General features: G+C 56.3%; 18 protein-coding genes and 1 riboswitch. Of the genes, 5 read left to right on the plus strand and 13 right to left on the minus strand.

The window, feature by feature from the left end:
• Window positions 1–29: 29 nt before the first annotated feature.
• The 9 genes from R84865_RS05625 to ftsB all read right to left on the minus strand — a co-directional run bounded on the left by R84865_RS05625 (window position 30) and on the right by ftsB (window position 9,806).
• Complete coding sequence (locus tag R84865_RS05625) at window positions 30–965, minus strand: Rpn family recombination-promoting nuclease/putative transposase (RefSeq protein WP_435639063.1); 936 nt, start codon at window positions 963–965, stop codon at window positions 30–32.
• Between the two features lie 75 nt (window positions 966–1,040).
• Window positions 1,041–1,955 (minus strand): LpxL/LpxP family Kdo(2)-lipid IV(A) lauroyl/palmitoleoyl acyltransferase, encoded by a 915-nt coding sequence (lpxL, locus tag R84865_RS05630; RefSeq protein ID WP_435639064.1) that lies wholly within the window; start codon window positions 1,953–1,955, stop codon window positions 1,041–1,043.
• 91 nt (window positions 1,956–2,046) lie between these two features.
• A complete protein-coding gene (alr, locus tag R84865_RS05635; protein WP_435639065.1) occupies window positions 2,047–3,153 on the minus strand; it encodes an alanine racemase in 1,107 nt (368 codons plus the stop codon).
• A gap of 208 nt (window positions 3,154–3,361) precedes the next feature.
• Window positions 3,362–4,819 carry a TolC family outer membrane protein gene (locus tag R84865_RS05640; protein ID WP_435631047.1) on the minus strand — a complete coding sequence of 486 codons (1,458 nt, stop codon included), beginning with the start codon at window positions 4,817–4,819 and terminating at the stop codon, window positions 3,362–3,364.
• 203 nt (window positions 4,820–5,022) lie between these two features.
• Window positions 5,023–6,129 carry an RNA polymerase sigma factor RpoS gene (rpoS, locus tag R84865_RS05645; protein ID WP_435639066.1) on the minus strand — a complete coding sequence of 369 codons (1,107 nt, stop codon included), beginning with the start codon at window positions 6,127–6,129 and terminating at the stop codon, window positions 5,023–5,025.
• 86 nt (window positions 6,130–6,215) lie between these two features.
• The gene (locus tag R84865_RS05650; RefSeq protein WP_435639067.1) at window positions 6,216–7,466 is read right to left on the minus strand and encodes a peptidoglycan DD-metalloendopeptidase family protein; all 1,251 of its coding nucleotides are present in this window, start codon (window positions 7,464–7,466) and stop codon (window positions 6,216–6,218) included.
• A gap of 168 nt (window positions 7,467–7,634) precedes the next feature.
• Window positions 7,635–8,330, minus strand: a complete 696-nt coding sequence (locus R84865_RS05655; protein ID WP_435631050.1) for a protein-L-isoaspartate(D-aspartate) O-methyltransferase — start codon at window positions 8,328–8,330, stop codon at window positions 7,635–7,637.
• Between the two features lie 79 nt (window positions 8,331–8,409).
• Window positions 8,410–9,444, minus strand: a complete 1,035-nt coding sequence (truD, locus tag R84865_RS05660; RefSeq protein ID WP_435639068.1) for a tRNA pseudouridine(13) synthase TruD — start codon at window positions 9,442–9,444, stop codon at window positions 8,410–8,412.
• Complete coding sequence (ftsB, locus tag R84865_RS05665) at window positions 9,441–9,806, minus strand: cell division protein FtsB (protein ID WP_435639069.1); 366 nt, start codon at window positions 9,804–9,806, stop codon at window positions 9,441–9,443. The genes truD and ftsB overlap by 4 nt, the downstream gene beginning before the upstream one ends.
• 299 nt (window positions 9,807–10,105) lie before the next feature.
• Between ftsB and R84865_RS05670 the strand changes: the two genes are divergently transcribed.
• Complete coding sequence (locus R84865_RS05670) at window positions 10,106–10,777, plus strand: CoA pyrophosphatase (protein WP_435639070.1); 672 nt, start codon at window positions 10,106–10,108, stop codon at window positions 10,775–10,777.
• Entirely contained in the window at window positions 10,774–11,454 is a 681-nt protein-coding gene (locus tag R84865_RS05675) for a 2OG-Fe(II) oxygenase (protein WP_435639071.1), read from the plus strand. Before R84865_RS05670 ends, R84865_RS05675 begins: the two co-directional genes overlap by 4 nt.
• A 44-nt stretch (window positions 11,455–11,498) precedes the next feature.
• Here the strand turns inward: R84865_RS05675 and R84865_RS05680 are convergent, their stop codons facing one another.
• A complete protein-coding gene (locus tag R84865_RS05680) occupies window positions 11,499–12,947 on the minus strand; it encodes an MFS transporter (RefSeq protein ID WP_435639072.1) in 1,449 nt (482 codons plus the stop codon).
• Between the two features lie 254 nt (window positions 12,948–13,201).
• The gene (locus tag R84865_RS05685; protein WP_435631056.1) at window positions 13,202–13,687 is read right to left on the minus strand and encodes a YajQ family cyclic di-GMP-binding protein; all 486 of its coding nucleotides are present in this window, start codon (window positions 13,685–13,687) and stop codon (window positions 13,202–13,204) included.
• Window positions 13,688–14,005: 318 nt separating this feature from the next.
• Here R84865_RS05685 and R84865_RS05690 point away from each other — a divergent pair, with 318 nt between their 5' ends.
• From R84865_RS05690 to R84865_RS05700, 3 genes are all read left to right on the plus strand, one after another.
• The gene (locus R84865_RS05690; RefSeq protein ID WP_435631057.1) at window positions 14,006–14,383 is read left to right on the plus strand and encodes a DUF4870 family protein; all 378 of its coding nucleotides are present in this window, start codon (window positions 14,006–14,008) and stop codon (window positions 14,381–14,383) included.
• 111 nt (window positions 14,384–14,494) lie between these two features.
• Window positions 14,495–14,629: riboswitch (TPP riboswitch) on the plus strand.
• An 83-nt stretch (window positions 14,630–14,712) separates the two neighbouring features.
• A complete protein-coding gene (gene thiC, locus R84865_RS05695) occupies window positions 14,713–16,644 on the plus strand; it encodes a phosphomethylpyrimidine synthase ThiC (RefSeq protein WP_435639073.1) in 1,932 nt (643 codons plus the stop codon).
• Between the two features lie 439 nt (window positions 16,645–17,083).
• Complete coding sequence (locus R84865_RS05700) at window positions 17,084–18,058, plus strand: hypothetical protein (protein WP_435639074.1); 975 nt, start codon at window positions 17,084–17,086, stop codon at window positions 18,056–18,058.
• A gap of 143 nt (window positions 18,059–18,201) precedes the next feature.
• On the opposite strand, the gene R84865_RS05705 is transcribed toward R84865_RS05700, so the two are convergent.
• Window positions 18,202–18,483 (minus strand): glutaredoxin family protein, encoded by a 282-nt coding sequence (locus R84865_RS05705; protein ID WP_435631060.1) that lies wholly within the window; start codon window positions 18,481–18,483, stop codon window positions 18,202–18,204.
• A gap of 111 nt (window positions 18,484–18,594) precedes the next feature.
• Window positions 18,595–20,025, minus strand: a complete 1,431-nt coding sequence (locus tag R84865_RS05710) for a hypothetical protein (RefSeq protein ID WP_435636514.1) — start codon at window positions 20,023–20,025, stop codon at window positions 18,595–18,597.
• Window positions 20,026–20,233 lie beyond the last annotated feature (208 nt).

The raw sequence follows: 20,233 nt of genomic DNA on the forward strand, positions 1-20,233 counted from the left end.
GGAGGTACGGTGACGAAGACTTTGCCCTATTAGAAACGCAACGCGCTTATCTGTTTGACGCTAAGTTCAGTAATAAACGCAATACGTTCATCCGAGAAGTTGGTTTGCAGCAACAGGTTGCGAGCGATTCGAAGCTGGCTTTCCGTACGTCCTTCGGCTCTGCCCGCCTGATGGTCCTGCTCTTGCCACACCTGCCACAACTTTTTCTCTGCTGCCAACATGTTATATACCTCGCTCAGTTCAACAAGAGGCCGCCATATATCATCGTCATAATGTTTCAGCCAATTAGGTAGAAGCGCCCGCTTTAACCATTGAGCAAAGCTGCGTCTTAGGCTGTCTTCCGCTTGCAGCGAAGGATGCTCGATAAGCTTGCCCAACCAGTGCAGCAGCACCTCTCGGTCGCTGTACTGCGCAAGCCGAAAGATCAACGCTACCAGATTACCTGACAGTGAATTACTGCACCCATCAAGATGCGCCACTACCGCTTGCTGATCAAGCAAAACGTAGCGTTGCGATGGGCAGAATTCAGCGAGCTGTGGAGTAGTCACATCGAACAGCTGTCGCGTATCGATAGCGCCTGTCCACGGTGCTTTACCGGTGTAAATGACCAACGCAATAATGGGTGCCAGCCAGGAGCTCCCCGCCGCCTTGCGTTGTTTCACCAGTTGCTGACTTAGCAGTGCCGTGTAGGTCGTCATGCGCAGTGCCATGTGAGCATCGATGGTGCTTTGAAACTCGATGACCAGGTACAGGCTTAGCGCCCCGTCCGAGTGGCAAAGACGCCATATCACGTCCGAGTGACGCTGCTGCAGTGCATCGCTGACGAAACTGGCGCTAACGCACTCCTCGGCGGAGAAATTCAGGGCGGCATCCACCGCAGGGGAAAGGAAACCGCTGATCAAATGCGCTACCACCGTAGGCTCACTGAACAGCAGTTTGTACACGCTATCATAGGAAATACGCATGTCGCTCGGCTCTGCGCGGGGAAACGCTCCTCTTATCGGCCGAGGTTGATGCTGATTAATGGCGTGACGCTCTAATCAATAAAGCGACGCCTCGCCACGCGGTCGCGTTTTGAAGCGACGATGCAGCCACAAGTATTGTTCCGGATGGCGGCGGATGGCCTGCTCAATGAATTCATTCACTTGAGTGGCATCAGCAACGTCGTCACCGCTGGGGAAGTTATCCAGCGCGGGTAGATACTCGAGGGTGTAAGTGCGGTTATCGTCGTTACGGTGAAACATCAGCGGCATGACAGGCGCTCCCGTCATACGGGCAATTTTCGCGGTCAGCTTGATGGTAGCGGCATTGATGCCAAAAAACGGCGCGAATACGCTCACCGAGCGGCCAAAATCCTGATCGGGCGAGTACCACACCGCATGGCCCGACTTGATACGTCGCACCACGCCGCGCAAGTCGTGACGATCGATGGCCTGACCGAAAATATGATTACGGGCATTGGTCATGAAGGATTCGAACAGCGGGTTATTGTGCGGGCGATACACCACGTCGGCATCGAAGAACAGCGAGTGCAGTGCGCCGCCCAAATCGAGCGTTGAAAAGTGGATACCGATAATCAATACCCCTTTGCCCTGAGCCTTGGCGCGTTCCATGTGCTCGGTGCCTTTGAAGGTTACGCGGTGACGCATGTGTTCGGGATCACGGCACCACCCCGTCGCGGTTTCAAATACACCGATACCATTAGCATGAAAAATACGCCTGACCAGCGCCTGCTGCTCGCTTTCGCTAAGCTCGGGGAAGCAGAGTCGCACGTTGGTTTCGGTGATATGGCGACGCCGTTTGATGAAGCGATAGCCAAATTCACCCAGCGCACGTCCAAGCCACAGTTTTACTGTCCATGGCAAAAAGGCGCTTATACGCAAACCAGCAATCATCGCCCAGGTAGGCCAATAGGTGGGATGCCACAAGTGCTTCGGAAACGTCTTCTTTGCCATTAAACCCTAACCATTTCGAGTGCGGAACGCCGCTCAATCGTTGATGGAGAGCGCAGCGCTAAAACGTGCGTATTATGCACAGTTAAATGTGTTACGAGATGAAAATTCGCGGCACGCGCGGCATCACCCCGGTCAGCAGCGTGTAATTGATGGTATCGCACCAGCTAGCCACCTCAGAAACGCTTAGCGAAGCACCGCCATCGGCGCTCCCCCACAGCGTAACGCGTGACCCAATACGCGCGGTCTCGATATGCGAAACATCAACGGTCATCATGTCCATCGAAACGCGCCCAGCAAGCGGTGCACGTACGCCGTCCACCAATAGCGGCGTGCCCTCTCCCGCGTGACGATCGTAGCCATCGCCATAGCCACAGGCAACCACGCCTATACGCGTTGCCCGCGGCGCTACAAACCTTCCGCCATACCCTACCGGCTCACCTGCCGCGACGTCACGCACTGCAATCAACTCGCTCTCAAGCGTCATTACCGGTTTCAGTGCGTGGCTGGATGTATTGCCGTGTTCCAGTGGATCTGCGCCGTAAAGCATCAAGCCAGGCCGATGCCAGTTCCCAGCGCCCTGCAGAGTGAGTGTTGCCGGGGAATTCGCGAGACAGCACGGGACTTCATGGCCCTCGTGTTGAAGTGCCCCACGCAGCGCTGCGATTTGCTCAAGCTGAACGTCACGGTAGCGATGATCGTCGAGATCGGCGGTGGCGAAATGGGTGATAAGGTGCATGTCCTGCACCTTACCGCTGGCTGCCAGCGCTCTCCAGTTGGCGGCGAACTCTGCTGCACTGAATCCCAACCGATGCATGCCTGAATCAAACTTCAGCCACGCATGCACAGGCGCGGGAAGATCAGCCTCAAGCAACGCATCAACCTGCCACTGGCTGTGTAGCGCGGTCCACAACCCTTGCCGCGCTATTTCAGAAAGCTCGCTTGCTTCAAAAAAACCTTCCAGCAGTACGATGGGCTGGGTAATCCCTCCCGCCCTTAGCGCCAATGCTTCTTCGATCGACGCCACTGCAAACGCCGGTGCGATATCTTCCAGCGCTTTGGCGCAGCGCAGCGCACCGTGACCATACGCATTGGCTTTTAATACCGCGATCGCACGGCTTTGTGGGAACAGCGCACAGGCGCGCTGATAATTTTCGCGCAGTGCCGAAAGATCAATCAGGGCACGTAAAGGGCGGGACATGGCTAAAATCGGCTATCTCTGTAAACGAAGAGGAAACGGCAACGCTAGTGCTATCCGCACAATCGAGCGAGTAAGCACCAATGTACCAGAGAGGGGCAGCGGCAGTAGCGAAAAACTGCTGGGCAAACGCAAAAACACCTTCTACCGAAATAACCTCTCGACAGAAGGTGTTTTGTGGGAAATGCAACGCCGCCCAGCGGCAGAGACGTTAGGAGCCTAGCTTGTTAACGTCGATGGATGCATCACCGATAGCAGGTACCAGGGAATCGCCCTTGCCATCAAGGCGGACCGGCGAATTATCTTTCACCAGCCAGCCATTCAGCGTTTGCAGAGTGCCAACGTCGAGAATACCCGCATTCTGACGCAGCTGAAGCATGTTCAGCACATAGTCGTAACGAGCAGAAGAGTAGGCCTGCAGCGATGCGTAATAGCTGTTTTGCGAATTCAGCACGTCGAGAATGGTACGAGTACCGGCTTCATAACCATCCTGAGTTGCCTTGAGCGACGCACGGTTGGAAACGACCGCACGCTTTTGCGCCTCAACCGACAGCACGTTGTTGTTCGACTGGGCAAAGAAAGAGCTGATGTTCTGCACGGTGCGGCGCAGCTGCTCTTCGGCCTGGAACTGAGCCTGCTCGAGCTGATAGGTGTTCTGATTGACCTGAGCAGAGGTGGCGCCGCCAGAATAAATGGGGATCGACGCTTGCAGGCCGATCTGATTCTGCTTGTTGAAACCACGGTAGCGACTGGTACCACCATAGCTCCAGGACGCTACTGCATCGAGAGTCGGCAGGTGGCCCGCGCGAGCGATGGCAACATTGGCACGTGCGGAGTCGATACCAGCGCGTGCAGTTTTCAGCGCCAGGTTCTGGGAGTTGCCCATTTCGACCCAGGCTTCGCGATTAGCAGGCTTGGGCGGCGCGATGGGCATGTCTTCAGACAGCTTGTCGATGCTTGGGTACTGCTTGCCGGTCAACGCGGTAAGTGCGTCGAAATCGACGGTCAGGGTGCTCTCTTGCGAGATTCGAGCGGCACGCGCTGAGTCGTAGGAGGCTTCTGCCTCGCGAAGATCGGTGGCAGCCACTACGCCTACATCGAACTGCTCCTGTACCTGCTCAAGCTGACGCTTGTAGGCCGCTTCGGCGGCGCGGTCAGTGTCGAGCAGTTCCTTGGCGCGCAATACGGTGAAGTAGGCATTGGCAACGTCGAACAAGAGCGTTTGACGGTTATTGGAGAAGTTCAGAATTTGCTGTGCCGTCTGACGCTTTGCTGCCTGGAGGGAGTACCAATTGGTCGCATTGAAAAGCGATTGAGTGGCCTGGATGGTAACGGACGATTCGTTATGCGTCTTGTCTTCCGAGCCGCTGCTGGCAGCACCCGACATTCCCAGCTGCTCCAGAAGTTGGGAAGCGCCACCACCCCCTGTCCGCTCGGTATTTGAGGTGTGATTGCGAGAAACGGAAGCGTTCGCATTGACCTGAGGCAACAACGCGCCACGTGCGACGCCCTCACCTTCTTTAGTCGCGTTTACACCTGCCTGATCACCCAGCAAGCTGGCATTGTTGGTCAGCGCATCCTGAGCGATGGAGATAAGATCCGCAGCACTCGCCACCTGCGGTACTAGCGAGACCCCCAGCACCAGAGGCAGCACTCTAAACTTCAGCATTGAGACTTTCCTGTAGAATATGAGCCTTGATTATTGTCAGCACTATAGGCAAAGGCTGTTCCCGCTGCAAAAACGAAACATCGCTATGGACGAATCCGCAGCCTGATTATCGTCAATATATCATAGATCCGCCAGTTACATACATCAGCGCATGTAACATGCGTGAGCGCCCCTCACTATCGCTACACGCTTAACCGGCCGTATTACTGCGCAAAAATACTATCCAAAGAGAGCCCGCGATTTTCGAGCACTCGGCGCAGCTTCTTCAAGGCGTCGACCTGAATCTGACGTACCCGTTCACGCGTAAGTCCGATTTCTTCGCCCACCTGCTCAAGTGTAGCTGCTTCATGGCCACGTAGGCCAAAGCGTCGCACCACCACTTCGCGCTGCTTCTCGGGCAACTCCTCGAGCCAGCCATTTACCTGCGACTTAACGTCGTTCTCAACCAGGTTGGATTCAGGATTGGGCTCACTATCGTCGGCAAGGGTATCGAGCAGCGGCTTATCGTTTTCACTGCCCACGGGCAAATCGACGGAAGAAATGCGCTCGTTTAACTTGAGCATTTTCTCTACCGCGCTGACTGGGCGATCAAGGTGCGCAGCGATGTCGTCCGCGGTAGGCTCATGATCGAGCCGCTGTGCCAGTTCGCGAGACGCGCGCAGGTAAACGTTGAGTTCTTTGACGACGTGTATGGGCAAACGGATGGTGCGCGTCTGGTTCATCAGCGCACGCTCGATGGTCTGCCTGATCCACCAGGTGGCGTAGGTCGAGAAGCGGAATCCACGTTCGGGATCGAATTTTTCGACGGCTCTGATCAGGCCGAGATTGCCCTCTTCGACGAGATCGAGCAGCGTCAGGCCGCGGTTGAGGTAGCGTCGTGAAATCTTGACGACCAAGCGGAGGTTGGACTCGATCATCCGCGCCCGCCCGTTGGGATCGCCCTTACGTGCCAAGCGACCGTAGTAAACTTCTTCTTCCGGCGTTAGCAGGGGAGAACCGCCAATTTCGCTCAAATAGAGCTGCGTAGCGTCGGGGCTTCCGCTGCTACCGCTGCGCTTTCCCTGGTAGGGGCGTCGATCATTTTGCTCACTCGACTCTTCCTCTACCGCTACATCCGCCTCTGCTTCTACTTCTGCGTCTTCTTCGAGAAACTCTTCTTCCTCGATATCATTCACTACCGCCACATCGTCGTAGGCGTCCGACTCTACATGAGCGTACTCGGACTCGCGCTTGCTGGTGTCGCTACCCTTGGCCATTGCGCACATAACGCCCCCCTTCATCCTTGAAAGCAGCAGGAGCACAAACGACATGCTCCGGCCATATGTGTTCGTTAACTACACAACTAAACTTCTGGACTACGTGTTCGTCACATGCCTGTCAGGCACTTTTCAATTGGTTACTGCTGTTTGGGCAAGAAATTGAGCGGATCCTTGGGTTTGCCGTTCTGGCGCACCTCAAAGTGCAGATTAACCTGGTCTGCTTCAGAGCTTCCCATCGCAGCGATCTGCTGTCCAGTGACCACCACATCGCCTTCTTTGACGTTGAGTGAGCTGTTGTGGGCATAAGCGCTCAAGAATGAATCGTTATGCTTGATGATGACCAGATTACCGTAGCCGCGCACACCGTCACCAGCGTACACCACCAACCCGGGCCCTGCGGCATGCACAGGCTCGCCCTGTTGCCCTGCAATATCGATACCCGCAGTAATATTGGACGGATCGGAGAAGCGCTTGACGAGCTTGCCTTGTGCGGGCCAGCGCCAGTCGATGGTTTTAGCCGGCGTATACTTGCGCTTCGGATCAGCCTGGGGCGCCTGTGATGCCTTGGCTACCTGACCCGCGCTGGCGTTCGCTGAGTCACCATTGGAAGGCGTGCTTTTGGCAGGGGCGCTGTTGTTGGAGGCGTTATTCGCAGAGTTGCTGGCACCCACGGCAGTTGCTGCACCCGCCGCGCCCGCTCCTACCGCAGCGCCATTCGCGGCACCGCTGCCCGACTGATTAGCGGCGGCCTGCTGGCCACCGTTATTGGCGCTGCCGTTGGAGGAAGGCAGTAACCAGCTATCGTTCTGATTATCTCCGCCTTGCTGCGCCTGGCCTGAAGAGGCTTGGGCAGTGTTATTGCTGCCCTGAACGGGACCTGATTCCTGCCCCAGACCCTGCGTTTGCGTGCCGTTTGCTGGCGCTGAGCCACCGTTAGCCGGCTGAGCGCCTTCACTTAGCTTGAGTTCCTGCCCAACGTGAATCGCATAAGGCGGCTCGATGTTGTTAATACGCGCCAAGTCGTCGTACTTCATGTTCTCACGCCACGCGATGCTATAAAGCGTGTCGCCGCTGCGGACCTGGTAGGTGCTTGGCTGGTTAGAGGTGCTCGGCTGACTGGAGGCACCAGTGCCAGCCGTCTGAGCAGTCCCGGCGGTCTGGGCAGCGCCATCGGTGGCAGCTCCCGATGCAGACGCTGCACTATCGCTACCGCTCTCATCGACGGCGGCCCCATTGCTGAAAGAAGCGTTTTCGATGGAGGGGTTGTTCATGTTGCTCTGACAACCCGCCAACACTGCCGCCAATGCGATTGCGCTTACCGCGCCTACCTTGTGCAATCGCCACTGCTGTACAAACGTTGGCTTAACCATATCGTTCATCTTCGCCATCAAAAACACACTCCTTGTCGCCACGTCAGACCGCCAGTTCGATCACTTAACCACATCTATCGTGTCACGATGATGGCGTAACAGTATAGGAAAAAGCAATCCATCAGCAAAACACTCGCTATCGGCCTAACGTTAACATGCTATTTATTTATGTCGTAGCATGGCTGACTATTCAACCACACCGTCTAATAGAGGAACGAACCTCACTGGTTCGAGTTGCTCTGCCTCAATGCCGTCGTCAGTTTTGCGTACGCGCACCAGCCACTGCTGGCCGTGGGCGGGATCACCATCGGGCGAATTGAGCAATGGCGCGATCACCACTCCACCTGGGGCTAGCTGCTCGACCCACTCTGAGTGGATGCCGCGCGCGCAGGCAGTGGCCAAAATGACATCGAAAGGCGCTTGCGAGGGCCACCCTGCGCGACCATCCGCATGACGCAGCCGAACGTTGGTGACACCCAGACGATGCAGCCGTTTGCGTGCACGAATACTCATTGCCTCAATGCGTTCGACGCTAAAGACAGTGTCGAAGCGCTTCGCCAGCAGCCACGTCTGAAACCCTGAGCCGGTGCCTATTTCCAGCACCCGTTTGGGTGCTTCATCACACACCAGTTCAGTCATGCGTGCCACGATCCAGGGCTGCGATAGCGTTTGGCCGTAACCAATGGGCACCGACTCTGACCGGTACGCGTGGTCGCTGAACGCCTGCTCGACAAACAAATGCCGCGGCGCTTGCGCCATTAGCGCCAGCACCGACTCATCGCTGATCCCCTCTTGTCTGAGCGCATCGACCATGCGATCTCTTATACGCTGAGAGGTAACGCCTATCCCTGAAATTTCGGCACTACTATAGCGGCCTGACATTGAAGGTGGGTCCCTGAAAAACGCCCAAAAGGAGCACTAATTAAAGCAGTTATTATGTAACGCAGCGCATGTGCCGCCGCTATAGCCCGGGTGCGGCGATCAGTTCACGCAGCACCGCCGTCGCGTAGCCGCCCCGCACCAGCCCGAACCCAAGCAAGGCGCCCCGTTCAGTGCGCTGCCACGTAGGGTCCAACACACGAAGACGCAGTGCGCGACGCGCCATTGCCACCCCCGCGCGTTCTAGCCCAGCGATTAGCTGTTGCTCTTGTAACACGCTGTGCAGTTCGACTTCACGCGCCTGCGCGAAGCTATCCAGCTGTCCTTTGCCCCACAAAGGCGCAGTGGGATGGATATCCTGCACGGCGGCACGTTCGGTCAATTCATCCAGCGCTGCGTCGGCACTGGAAAAGAAGCTGCCGCTGCCGTCGAGGTTAACCACCTCACCTGCTAACGGCGTGTGCCAGCTATCAGCGCTTACGCGAGCGGCAAGGGTAAGATTGAATAAATAGCTACGCGCTGAGGACAGCAGCATTCCGTGCTTGTCAGCACGTTTGTGCCAACCTTTTGCCAGCAGGTGCCGCGCGCGCTCGATATTGAGCCCCGCATGCCCGAAGCGCTGCGCGCCAAAATAGTTGGGCGCACCGGTTTGCTGTAAACGCTGCCAACGCTCGAACACCTGTTCGGCATCGCTGGCATCGAACTCGATCGCGATTTCGAAACGGTTGCTACGATGACTGCCGCGCTTAAGCTTGCGCGGATGCGGCACCGCCGAAAGCACTTTGATACCTTGCTCGGCAAGGCGGTCGAGGCTCTGCTGCATGGGTGGCTCGGACAGCGGGAACGACAGCCACTGACGGGTTAACGCCATACGGTCCTTGAGACCGCTATATCCGACGTCGCGCTCGCGAACACCAAATTCTTTCGCGCACAGCGTAATGGCACGGTGCGTTTCAACGCCCCGTTTCTCGATCCAGCACCATAGGTGATCGCCGCGCTGTTCAGGCTCAAAGCCGAGCTGCTCGACTACCACAAACTGCTCAGGCGCTTGCTTGAAATGGCCTGCCGGCGGATTATTTGACGCATGCGCCCACTCAGGCAGGCAGCTAGATGTCACTGACGTCTCGCGCTGCTACTGCCAGCGCCCTGTCCGCTACTCGCATCGCCTTCGTTATCATCTGGCTGCGCGTCCTGTGCAGTATTGGCAATGTCGGGCACCCACATGAACTGTTCGTCATTACGCACCATGCCGAGGTCATTGCGGCTTCGCTCTTCGATCGCATCGAGGCCGTTTTTCAAATCGACGACTTCGGCAGCCAACTGATCGTTACGGTCGCGAAGCTGATCATCGTTTTGCTGCATGACGTCTACCCGCGCAGTGATGTTGCGCAGCTCAAAGATGCCGCCTTCCCCCATCCAGAGGTGATACTGCAATAGCGCAAGCAGCACCAGCAGCGCCAAAGAGACCCACTTCAGCATTGATTTACATCCATTAGGTTGTTGCCCGTTTGCACCATAAAACACGCTAATTGCCGGCGAGTAACATCAGGCTGCGTATGCACAGGGACACGATGAGATCGAAAAGCCGGCTCCAATGTTACCCAACAAGCGGATAAGACTCCACGCAATCTCGCGATTCTCTATTAGTCGCCGTCTATCACGACCAAGCCGTATCCTGCTATCTGCTGCCGCGCACTGCATTGATGCAGCCCCTGATACCAAAGCGACCCAATCGGTGTAGCATGAACGCTGTTACTCAGGCTGCTCAGGTTACTTTCATGACGCATACCAGCACCGCTTCCCTCCCCCCACTCGACGACATTGTCTCGCGTATCAAGCACTACTCGCCGCGCACATTAGCGGGAAACTGGCGACGTGCCGCAGTACTGGTATGCCTGCTGGATAAAGACGCTCCCTCGCTACTATTTACGCAGCGCCACTCAGGGCTAAGCAGCCATGCCGGCCAAGTAGCCTTCCCAGGCGGCAAGCAGGACCAGCGGGAAGAACTAAAGCAATGCGCGCTCCGCGAAGCGTGGGAAGAAACGGGGCTCGGTGCTGAAAACGTGACGGTTATTGGCCGCTTGAGCGACGTGGTATCGCTGCACGGGATCGCTGTTACGCCCTTTGTTGGGGTGGCAACAGGAACTTACCGGCTAACGCCTAATCCCGGCGAGGTGGCGAACATTTTCGATATTCCGCTGCAGTTTCTGGCACAAGATCCGCGTGAAACCACCGATGTGATGCGCTTCAGTAATCAGCACTCGCTGTTCATTCCGCGCTATCGCTATCAGGACTATACCTTGTGGGGCCTTTCGGCGATGATAACCGCCGAATTCATGCGCGTTGGGCTGGGAATGGATATTTCCCTGCTCAACGCCCCCTCTTTTGCACCCACCAGAGAACTCCCCTCAGTAAGAGCCTCTCGTTACCCTTCGGACTATTGGATGTGACACAGGATTTTGAACTGCCCGCTGCCCTCAATTCAGCAGTGATGGAGCAGTTGATCGACGGCTTGGCGGAGTCGGGCTATGCAGTCATTCGCAATGCCCTGCCGGTTGCACAATGCAGAGCGCTGGCCCTGGAACTCAACATACTGCGTCATCAGCAGGAATTGAGCAGTGCAGGCATCGGGCGTGGCCGCCAGCACGTGCAGCGCAGTGATATCCGCGGCGACCGCATCCACTGGCTGGACCGCTCTACTGAAGCGCAGCGACACTATTTCGCGATGATCGAATCGCTGCGGACCGAGATCAATCGACAGCTGTTTTTAGGTCTGTTTGAGCTAGAAGCACACTTCGCCTTCTACCCACCGGGCAGCTTCTATAAATGCCATTTCGATAGTTTCGCCGGACGCAGCAACCGCGTGGTATCGAGCGTGCTCTATTTGAATGAAGCGTGGCCACAAGGCAGCGGGGGTGAGATGGCGCTTTACCCTCAAAGCGATCAGCTTCCCGATGCCAGCGTTACACCGCTCGAGATCGTTGCACCGGAACTCGGCACGCTGGCGTGTTTTCTTTCCGAGCGCGTTCCCCATGAAGTGCTCCCGACACGCCTACCGCGGCTCAGCATCGCCGGTTGGTTTAGACGCAATGCGTCGATTGGCGGCACGATCGATCCCGAGTTCTAAGCAACCAACAAAAAAGAAGCGCCCTAGCGGGCGCTTCTTTGTCTTCATGCGTCAGGCTTGCGCTGCGCTGAATCCGGATGTTCTGCGCGAGCGTCGAAAGGTTCGTCTGCTTCAGGCAACAGCCTGAGTTCTGCCAGCGGAGTGCCGTCACGGGCCAGCTGTTGCTCGATGGCCAGCGCCTGCTCTTCCGCACTTTCACGCTCGGCGTCTTCTTCGTGCGCATCCAACTCGGCCTGCGCCTGCTGCGACGCCTCGATCAGCTCTTGGGTAACGCCTAGCTCAGCGCCCACCGCCGAATGCGCTGGTGCGGGAGAAAACGGTGCCATCGGCTGCGGCGCAGGACGCTGCGAGCGACGCCAGCCAAAGAACAACAGCAGCACCACCAACACAGCGCCGATGCCGACAAAAAGGCCATTGTTGCCCATGCCGCTCATTAGCGGGGTAATCAGCGGCGCAGACACCGCTGCACCCAGCGAGTTGATCAGTAGCATGCCCTGGGTCATGCCAACCAGCGCTTCAGGCGGCGCGCGATCTGCCGAGTGACTCATCGACACCGGATAAAGCGCAAACAGACAGCCACCCACCAAAAACAGCGCCACCATCAGCGTTGCGTAGCCAGCGGCGGCTATCGGCGCCAGCAGCACCAGCGCCAGCATGACCGCCGCAATGATAATCAGCACCCATTGTCGATCGTGATGATCGGACCAGCGCCCGATCGGATACTGCAATGCCATACCACCGACGATCACCATCGCCATCAACACGCCGATCTGATCGAGGCTATAGCCTCCGCCGCTTTGCAGATACAACGGCAGCAAGCTGTATATCGCTCCCATCAGGATGCCTGAACCGAAGGCCCCAACCACTCCCGTCGGCGTTAAGCGCGCCAGCTTAAGCGGTGATAACGGCTCGGCAAAATCGATCAGCGGCGAAAGGCGCGGAATGATCGCAATGGGCAGCAGCGACAGCGCCGCCAACATACCAATCACCACAAACGGCATGACTGCTGCCGCCGAACCGGGGGTATCGTCGAACAGCCCGATAAATAACTGCCCTGCCGCCAGCGCGCCGTAGTAGGAGATCATGTAGAAGGCGAGAATTCGGCCGCGCTGATGCTTGGCAGCACCGGTCAGCAACCAGCTCTCAATAACCAGATAAACGCCCACCGTCGCCAGACCGCACAACAAGCGCAGCGCGAACCACCAATAGACGTTTACCCACAGCGCTTGCGCGAGCGACGACACCGCCACAATCGCGGCAAAGCAGGCGTAGGCGCGAATATAGCCAATGCGCAGCAGCAGCCGTTCGTTCAACAGCGCGCCAATGCAAAGCCCAGCGTAATAGGCAGCGGAGATAAGTCCGATAGCGCCCACTGAAACACCGCTCGAAGCGAGCCGCAGCGGCACTAGCGTGGAAAGGAAACCATTGCCCAATGCAATGATGAAGAGTCCCAACAGGGGCGGGAAGATCAACGCAAGCATCTGACGCGCCATTGACAGCCTCACACGGTCATCTAGAAACGACGAACTACATACGCAATATAGCGGCTGGCGGCGATTTCACATGGCATGTGACGCTTAGCCCACCGAAGGGGTAAAAAAGTGCGCGGACTATACGCCCGCGCCCTGAAATTGCCAACAAAATTATTGCGCTGCCAATGCGTTTGGCCAACAGCGCACGCAACCGCCCGCCACCAGCGCCGTTATGGGCTTTCATCAGCGGCGGTATTCGGCGCGTGGCGCGGCCGTTAGTCGCGGAAGTTGGTGTACTGCAGCGGAATTTCCAGCGTTTCGTCGCCCTTCAACAGCGCAATGGCGGTCTGCAGGTCATCGCGCTTCTTGCCCGTTACACGCACTTGCTCACCCTGAATCTGCGCCTGCACCTTCAGCTTGGCATCCTTGATACGCTTGATTAGCGACTTGGCATCGGCCTGCTCAAGCCCCTGTTTAAGCTTTACTTCCTGTCGCGCGCGCACGCCTGACAGCTGCGCTTCCTGCTCATCCATGCAACGCGCATCGATGCCGCGCTTGATCAGTTTGGCGCGCAGAATGTCGAGCATCTGCTTGAGCTGGAAATCCTGATCGGCTTCCAATCGAATCGACTCGCCTTCCATCTCAAAGCTTGCGTTGACGCCGCGGAAATCGAAGCGCGTTTCTACTTCGCGGTTGGCCTGATCGACCGCATTGGTGGCTTCGTGCTTGTCGAATTCGGACACGATATCGAACGATGGCATGGGCTATTCTCGTCTGTTAGTCAATCTTCAGCGCCTAGGCTGCTGCCGCTAGTAACGCCGGATAAAGCATTATTCTAGTACGTGAACCAAGGCGACGGCGATCCCCATTGCCATTTGCGGGATATTCAACGCTCAGCGCTGATTGCAGCAGATCCACTACAGCACTGGCGACTTTGATAGAATACGCTACCAACAGCAGCGGACACCGTTCGACAGATCAGCACCTATGGGCACTTTCTCTGCCATTAGCGTGTCCAATACCGATATTCAGCGGCTGAGGCATTCAGCGTCGCCGCCCTATTGTTAAGGAAGTTATTCATGGCAACCAGCGATCAACTGCCACCATCGTCTTCACCAGCGGTTCATTCAGACAGCAGCATGAACATGCCTCTGGTCGTATACGTGCTTTATTTGGTGAGTTTGTGCACTGGCTTTACTGCAATTATTGGCGTGATCATCGCCTATGTATACAAAGGCGACGCCCCGCAGTGGCAACAGCAGCACTACCGCTTCCTGATACGAACCTTTTGGATCAGTGTGTTCTACATGGTGATTGGCTATGTCCTCTCACTGCTTCTGATCGGCTTCATTATTCTTGCGCTAGTGCCCATTTGGCTGATTATTCGCTGTATTCGCGGCCTCAAGAACCTGACCGAAAAGCGCCCGCCGAATAATCTCACCACCTGGCTTTATTGATATTTGCGTGAGTGATCAGCCGTGTAGCTGCGTCATGGTTGACCAACCATGACGCTCTGCTTGCCAAGCGCTTGACCGCTCACCACTCAGGCCACACACTCACTACTGCAACAACGCTTGACGGGGCGCCGGTGAATGCCGGCTGAGATCGCATCCGGGCCAGCGCCTTTTCAGGCAGCGCCCAAATGCAGTCCCGCTGAACCTGATCCGGTTAGTACCGGCGTAGGAATCAAGCGGTGCGCTGCCATGGCTAGCGGCGCACTTCCCGCACTGCGGGCACCCGCCCTCCTTACGTTCGGTCACCGGTTTCTCCACATTGCGGAGCTACCATGACTACGCCAGCCTCACCAGCAACATCCTCCAGCAGCAAAGACTCCAAAACGGGCCACTTTCTGGCTGAAAAAGCCACCGTCGACCGCGCCGTTATCGCCCCGCTACCGGCATCGCGCAAGGTTTACGTTGAAGGATCGCGAGCTGATATTCGCGTGCCCATGCGCGAAATTACCCAAACACCGACTACCACCAGCGATACTCCGGAAGAAAACCCGCCGCTGCTGGTGTACGACACCTCAGGCCCCTACACCGATCCCAGTGCCGAGATCGATATTCGCAAGGGACTGCCAGCGCTACGACGTGCCTGGATCGACGAACGCCAAGACACCGAACAGCTTGAGCGACTCAGTTCGGAATACGGCCAGCGCCGCGCCGCCGATCCCCTGCTGGCAGCGCTGCAATTCGAGCTAAAGCGTCTGCCGCGCCGTGCCAAGGCAGGCCGCAACGTCACCCAACTGCACTATGCGCGGCAAGGCATCATTACGCCCGAAATGGAATATATCGCGCTGCGTGAAAACCAGCAGCGCCAGCAGTTGCGCAGCCAGCATGCAGAGCACGAGATGGCACATCAGCACCCGGGACAGTCATTCGGTGCCGCTATCCCCGACGACATTACGCCCGAGTTCGTGCGTCAGGAGGTGGCCCGCGGTCGCGCCATCATTCCCGCCAATATCAATCATCCCGAACTCGAGCCAATGATTATCGGGCGCAACTTCCTGGTGAAAATCAACGGCAACCTTGGCAACTCGGCGCTCTCTTCCTCGATCGAAGAAGAAGTCGACAAGATGACCTGGGGAATCCGCTGGGGCGCCGATACCATCATGGATCTGTCGACCGGCAAGAACATTCACGAAACCCGCGAGTGGATCGTGCGCAATTCACCGGTGCCAATCGGCACGGTACCGCTCTATCAAGCGCTGGAAAAGGTCAAGGGCGTGGCCGAGGACCTGACCTGGGAGCTGTTCCGCGACACCTTGATTGAGCAGGCAGAACAAGGCGTCGATTACTTCACCATTCACGCGGGCGTGCGCCTTCATCACGTGCCGCTCACCGCTGAACGCACTACCGGCATTGTGTCGCGCGGCGGCTCGATTATCGCCAAGTGGTGTCTGGCTCATCATCAGGAAAGCTTTCTGTATACGCACTTCGAAGAGATCTGCGAGATCATGAAAGCATACGATGTGTCATTCTCACTCGGTGACGGACTGCGCCCTGGTTCTATTCGTGACGCCAACGATGAGGCCCAATTTGCTGAGCTGGAAACACTGGGCGAACTGACTCAAATCGCTTGGCGCCACGATGTTCAGGTGATGATCGAAGGACCGGGCCATGTGCCGATGCAGCTAATCAGGGAGAACATGACCAAGCAGCTTGAGTGCTGCGATGAAGCGCCCTTTTACACGCTCGGCCCACTGGTCACCGATATTGCTCCCGGCTACGACCACATTACCTCGGCTATCGGTGCGGCTCAGATTGGCTGGTACGGCTGCGCGATGCTGTGCTACGTAACGCCCAAGGAGCACCTGGGCCTGCCTAACAAGGACGACGTCAAGACCGGCATTATTACCTACAAGATTGCCGCCCATGCCGCCGACCTTGCCAAGGGGCATCCCGCTGCTCAGCGTCGTGACAATGCGCTATCGAAAGCGCGTTTTGAATTCCGCTGGGAAGATCAGTTCAACCTTGGTCTCGACCCCGACACTGCACGCGCCTTCCACGACGAAACACTGCCCAAGGAGTCGGCCAAGGTCGCGCATTTCTGCTCAATGTGCGGGCCGAAATTTTGTTCAATGAAAATTACCCAGGAAGTTCGCGATCGGTACAGCCAGAAGGCGCTCAAGCGACAAGCCGAACAGCGCGACGAGGGCATGCGCGAGCAGGCGCAACGCTTCAAACAAGAAGGCAGCGAGCTTTATAAGGAAGTATAGCCAGACGTAAAGCATGCTCCAGCGTGCATTGTATTATTTATAAGGGTGCGAATTATTCGCGCCCTTTTTATTACTCTACGCTTACTAGTGGTGGCCTTTTCCGAAACCGAGACATAATGATATAGCCCGCTTGCCGAACACTTATAACAAAACAGTCCTAAAAACTAATAACCTGATCGAAAACGGTTTTTTATGGACACTTTTTATTACACTTCTTTAACATGTTAATCTTTTCTTTTTAAAAACAAACTCTTACCGAAGAATATCGGTAGATGTTAACCAGCCTCATTCACCTAAGGTCGAAGGTGCGTTTCTTCCACCCCCTACTATAGTCTTTAATGCGCAGCCGGAAACGGCTCTACCACGCGTAACACGCACGACACGGACGATTGTATCCTCCTGCTTATTCGAACGACACAAACACTGTAAAGAGGTTACCATGAGCACTTTCAATCAGAAGTACGACCTCCATCCCCAGCAAAATCTGGGCAATATTTTTGATCACTTCGGCGACATCACCTCGATCATTGGTGACAGCCTGGAACATGTCAAAGATACAACTCTAAATGTTGTCGGCGACATTAAAGACGGTATTGTATCGGGCATTGAAAGCGTTACCGACTATATCGATAGCACTCAACATCTCACCATCGGTAATCCCGACAAGTTTATTGCCTGGAACTCCTTCGGCTCATTTGGTGGCACTCAAGAACAGGGCCTGATTCCCGACGCCAATATCGTTAATTCGCTAGAGCTCGCGCACACTTCTGAAGACGGCGTGTTTGCCTTCAACGCGGCGCTGCCTACGCACGTGGCTTCGACCGTGGCACAGCTGATTCACAACTTCGATCCGCTGCCCCTGCCCGGCCCGCTGCCCACACCTGATGATGGCGTTGGTATCACTGGCGTGGTTGGCCCGGAAGGCGCTCAGTTCAAGGTATACGACATTATCGGCAAGGAAGCCGGTATTGATGGCCTCGCGGGTGCTTCCGCCAGCGCCGAAGCCGGCCTGTTCCTCGACCTTCAGTGGGAACACAACGACAATATCGAAAAGCTCTTCAATGACGATCGCTTCGGTATCAGAGACCTGTTCACTGCCAAAACCATTCTGAAGGATGCAGATTGGGACGCAGTTGACGTCGACTTCAAAGCTTACGTTCAGGTCCAGGGTGGCGTTGACGTTGGCCCCAACGACAAAGGCCCGAACGGTCAGATCGAAATCACTCATGACATCGACAACGGCATTGCCACTGCGCGCGATTTCGCTAGCGACCTTCTCGACGGCATTGGCGGCCTGTTCGACCAAGACGAAGAAGCCCCTGCCGACGTTGAAGCCCCGACCGCCGTTGAAGCGCCTGCCGACGTTGTCGGTGTGGCTGCTGCCAACGATGGCATCGTCACAGACGTCGCGTAACCACGGCTTACTCCGCTAGCGGGTCACTATCCTATTGCTCGCTAGCGTGACACTGCCGTAACGCAATGCCCCGCATTGATCGCTGGCCTGATAGCCTTTGCTCGATGCGGGGCATTTTTGCGCTGCTATTACTGCCGTCGGTATTACCCGTAGTGCTGCTCGAGATAACGGTTAATATCGCTGGATTCGTATAGCCAATGCTGCTGACCGTCACCCTCAGTGATATGCAAGCATGGCACCTGCTGCTTGCCTCCCCCCTCGATCAGCGCCTGCCGGTAGGCTGGCTGCTCAAGAATATTGCGTTGTTCGATATCAAGCCCGAGTTGCTCAATTTTACGTCGCACCATGACGCAAAACGGACAGCTATCGAAATGGTAAAGAACGAGCGTGCGCGAAGGCGCAGTGGCGCTTTGTGCGTTGGACATAACCTAACCTTATAAATAGTAACGTGCCTCTGATCGCCAGCAGCGCGGCTTACACCGGTGAACGCTGTGACGATGGCGCTTTCCTCCGTTATCGGGGTGATCGCGCAAACTTCAAGGATATTCGGCCAACTCATTCGCCTTTGGCGCTTCCTTTCCGGCACGCGGCGCTTCATCGTTTAGCGTTGGAATCTCCTCGATATCCAGAATACGCGAGCGATTCAAGACGATCTTCCAGCGCTGAATATCAGGCGCGTGATCGCCCTGCTGACTTCGCGCTATCAAGTTGAATTGGTAACGCTTTTCAACCTTACGACTAGACACTTCGCCATCTTCTAAAAGGAATATCCGGTGACTGCCCTGTTGCATCAGGCTGGTCAGCAGTTCCAGATCCAACGTTAGCGTCTCGCGCGTTTGATGATAACCACTCAAAAAACGCGTTGGCAGCATTTGCGCACGGCTGCGGTAGTGCAGCACTGTCTCACTGCGCTGGCTCACATTGGAGCGTCGTGCGCGACGAATTTCATCGGGCATACGGCTGGATTTCTTCAAATCAAACCATTCGCGCTGACTGCCCACCACCGTGCCCCGCTCAGGGTCACGATAGCGCCTGCGCCACTTCGGCCGCCCCTTGCGTAACCACTGCCACAGCGTTTTACGCAAGTCATCCTTGAACACCTCACGCATGGCGTAAAGCACTGCCAGCGCCAGCAAAAACCAAATGGTGACATCGCTGAACACCACGTGCAGTTTGAGCACTAGCGCTGATATCACCATCATCACCAGGCCCGTTACCAGCGCCTTGACCGCACGCTGTTCGCCACCGCCCAGTTCCTTGGGCTTATCCTTCAAGGTAACGGGAAATTCGATCAAGCGCCGCAGCAGCCGCATCTTGTTGGACATGCGCGTCGGGCTGGCGGTGGCACGCTCGGAGTTGTACTGCTGGGCGGCGCGATAGTTTTCTTCACGCTCACATAGCGCAAAAATTTGCTGGCGCACTTCACGATAGCTGGGCAGGTCGGGCAGTTCGGCGCTGATCGCAAGCATCTCTTGCTGAGTGAACCAGGAGATGTAGTTATCGATATTGGCGAAGTACTTGATCAGACGATCTTCAGTGGGCTGATTACGCCTGACACGCCGCAAAATGCTCTCAATCAGCCCGATATGGTCGAGCAGTTCTTGCGGCGAAGCGTCGTTCTCGCTGCCTTCATCGCGAAAACGTTCAATGATGTCACGCGTCGTTTGCTCCTGAGCGGTCACAAACTGAAAGGCGTAAAGGCTCATGCTCAGTCGGTAGCGCTCAGGATCCAGATGACCACGCCCTTCAAGACGGCTACGCACCAGCGGCAGCTGATGTTCGGTACTGAAATAAGTGCGTCGGCTATGGATGGCTGAATGATAAAACACGTCCTCGGCGATCACGTTGGTATTCAGGCCCAACTCGTCGGGGACATAAAGATAAAGATCGAGAGAGTCTCGGGTTGGCTCGCGCAACACTCGAGTAACACGCAGGATAAATCCTTCCTTACGCTTTACCTTAATCACTGCGTTACTCCCAGGAGAACGGATGAATGACGCGACTATGATACAATCGCTCGCATTAACACTGGCATGATTGATTGTGGCGGAGCGCTGGGCCTGCCGTTTTGCATCAGGCTGAAGGCGCTCCGCTGCCGACTACGCACTCGACCTCATCGATCAACGGTGGCGGCGCGACACTCCGCCCGTATTTAGTGCTGCCGCTATTAGCAGC

The sequence above is a fragment of the Carnimonas bestiolae genome, assembly GCF_051251145.1.
Lineage (GTDB): Bacteria > Pseudomonadota > Gammaproteobacteria > Pseudomonadales > Halomonadaceae > Carnimonas > Carnimonas bestiolae.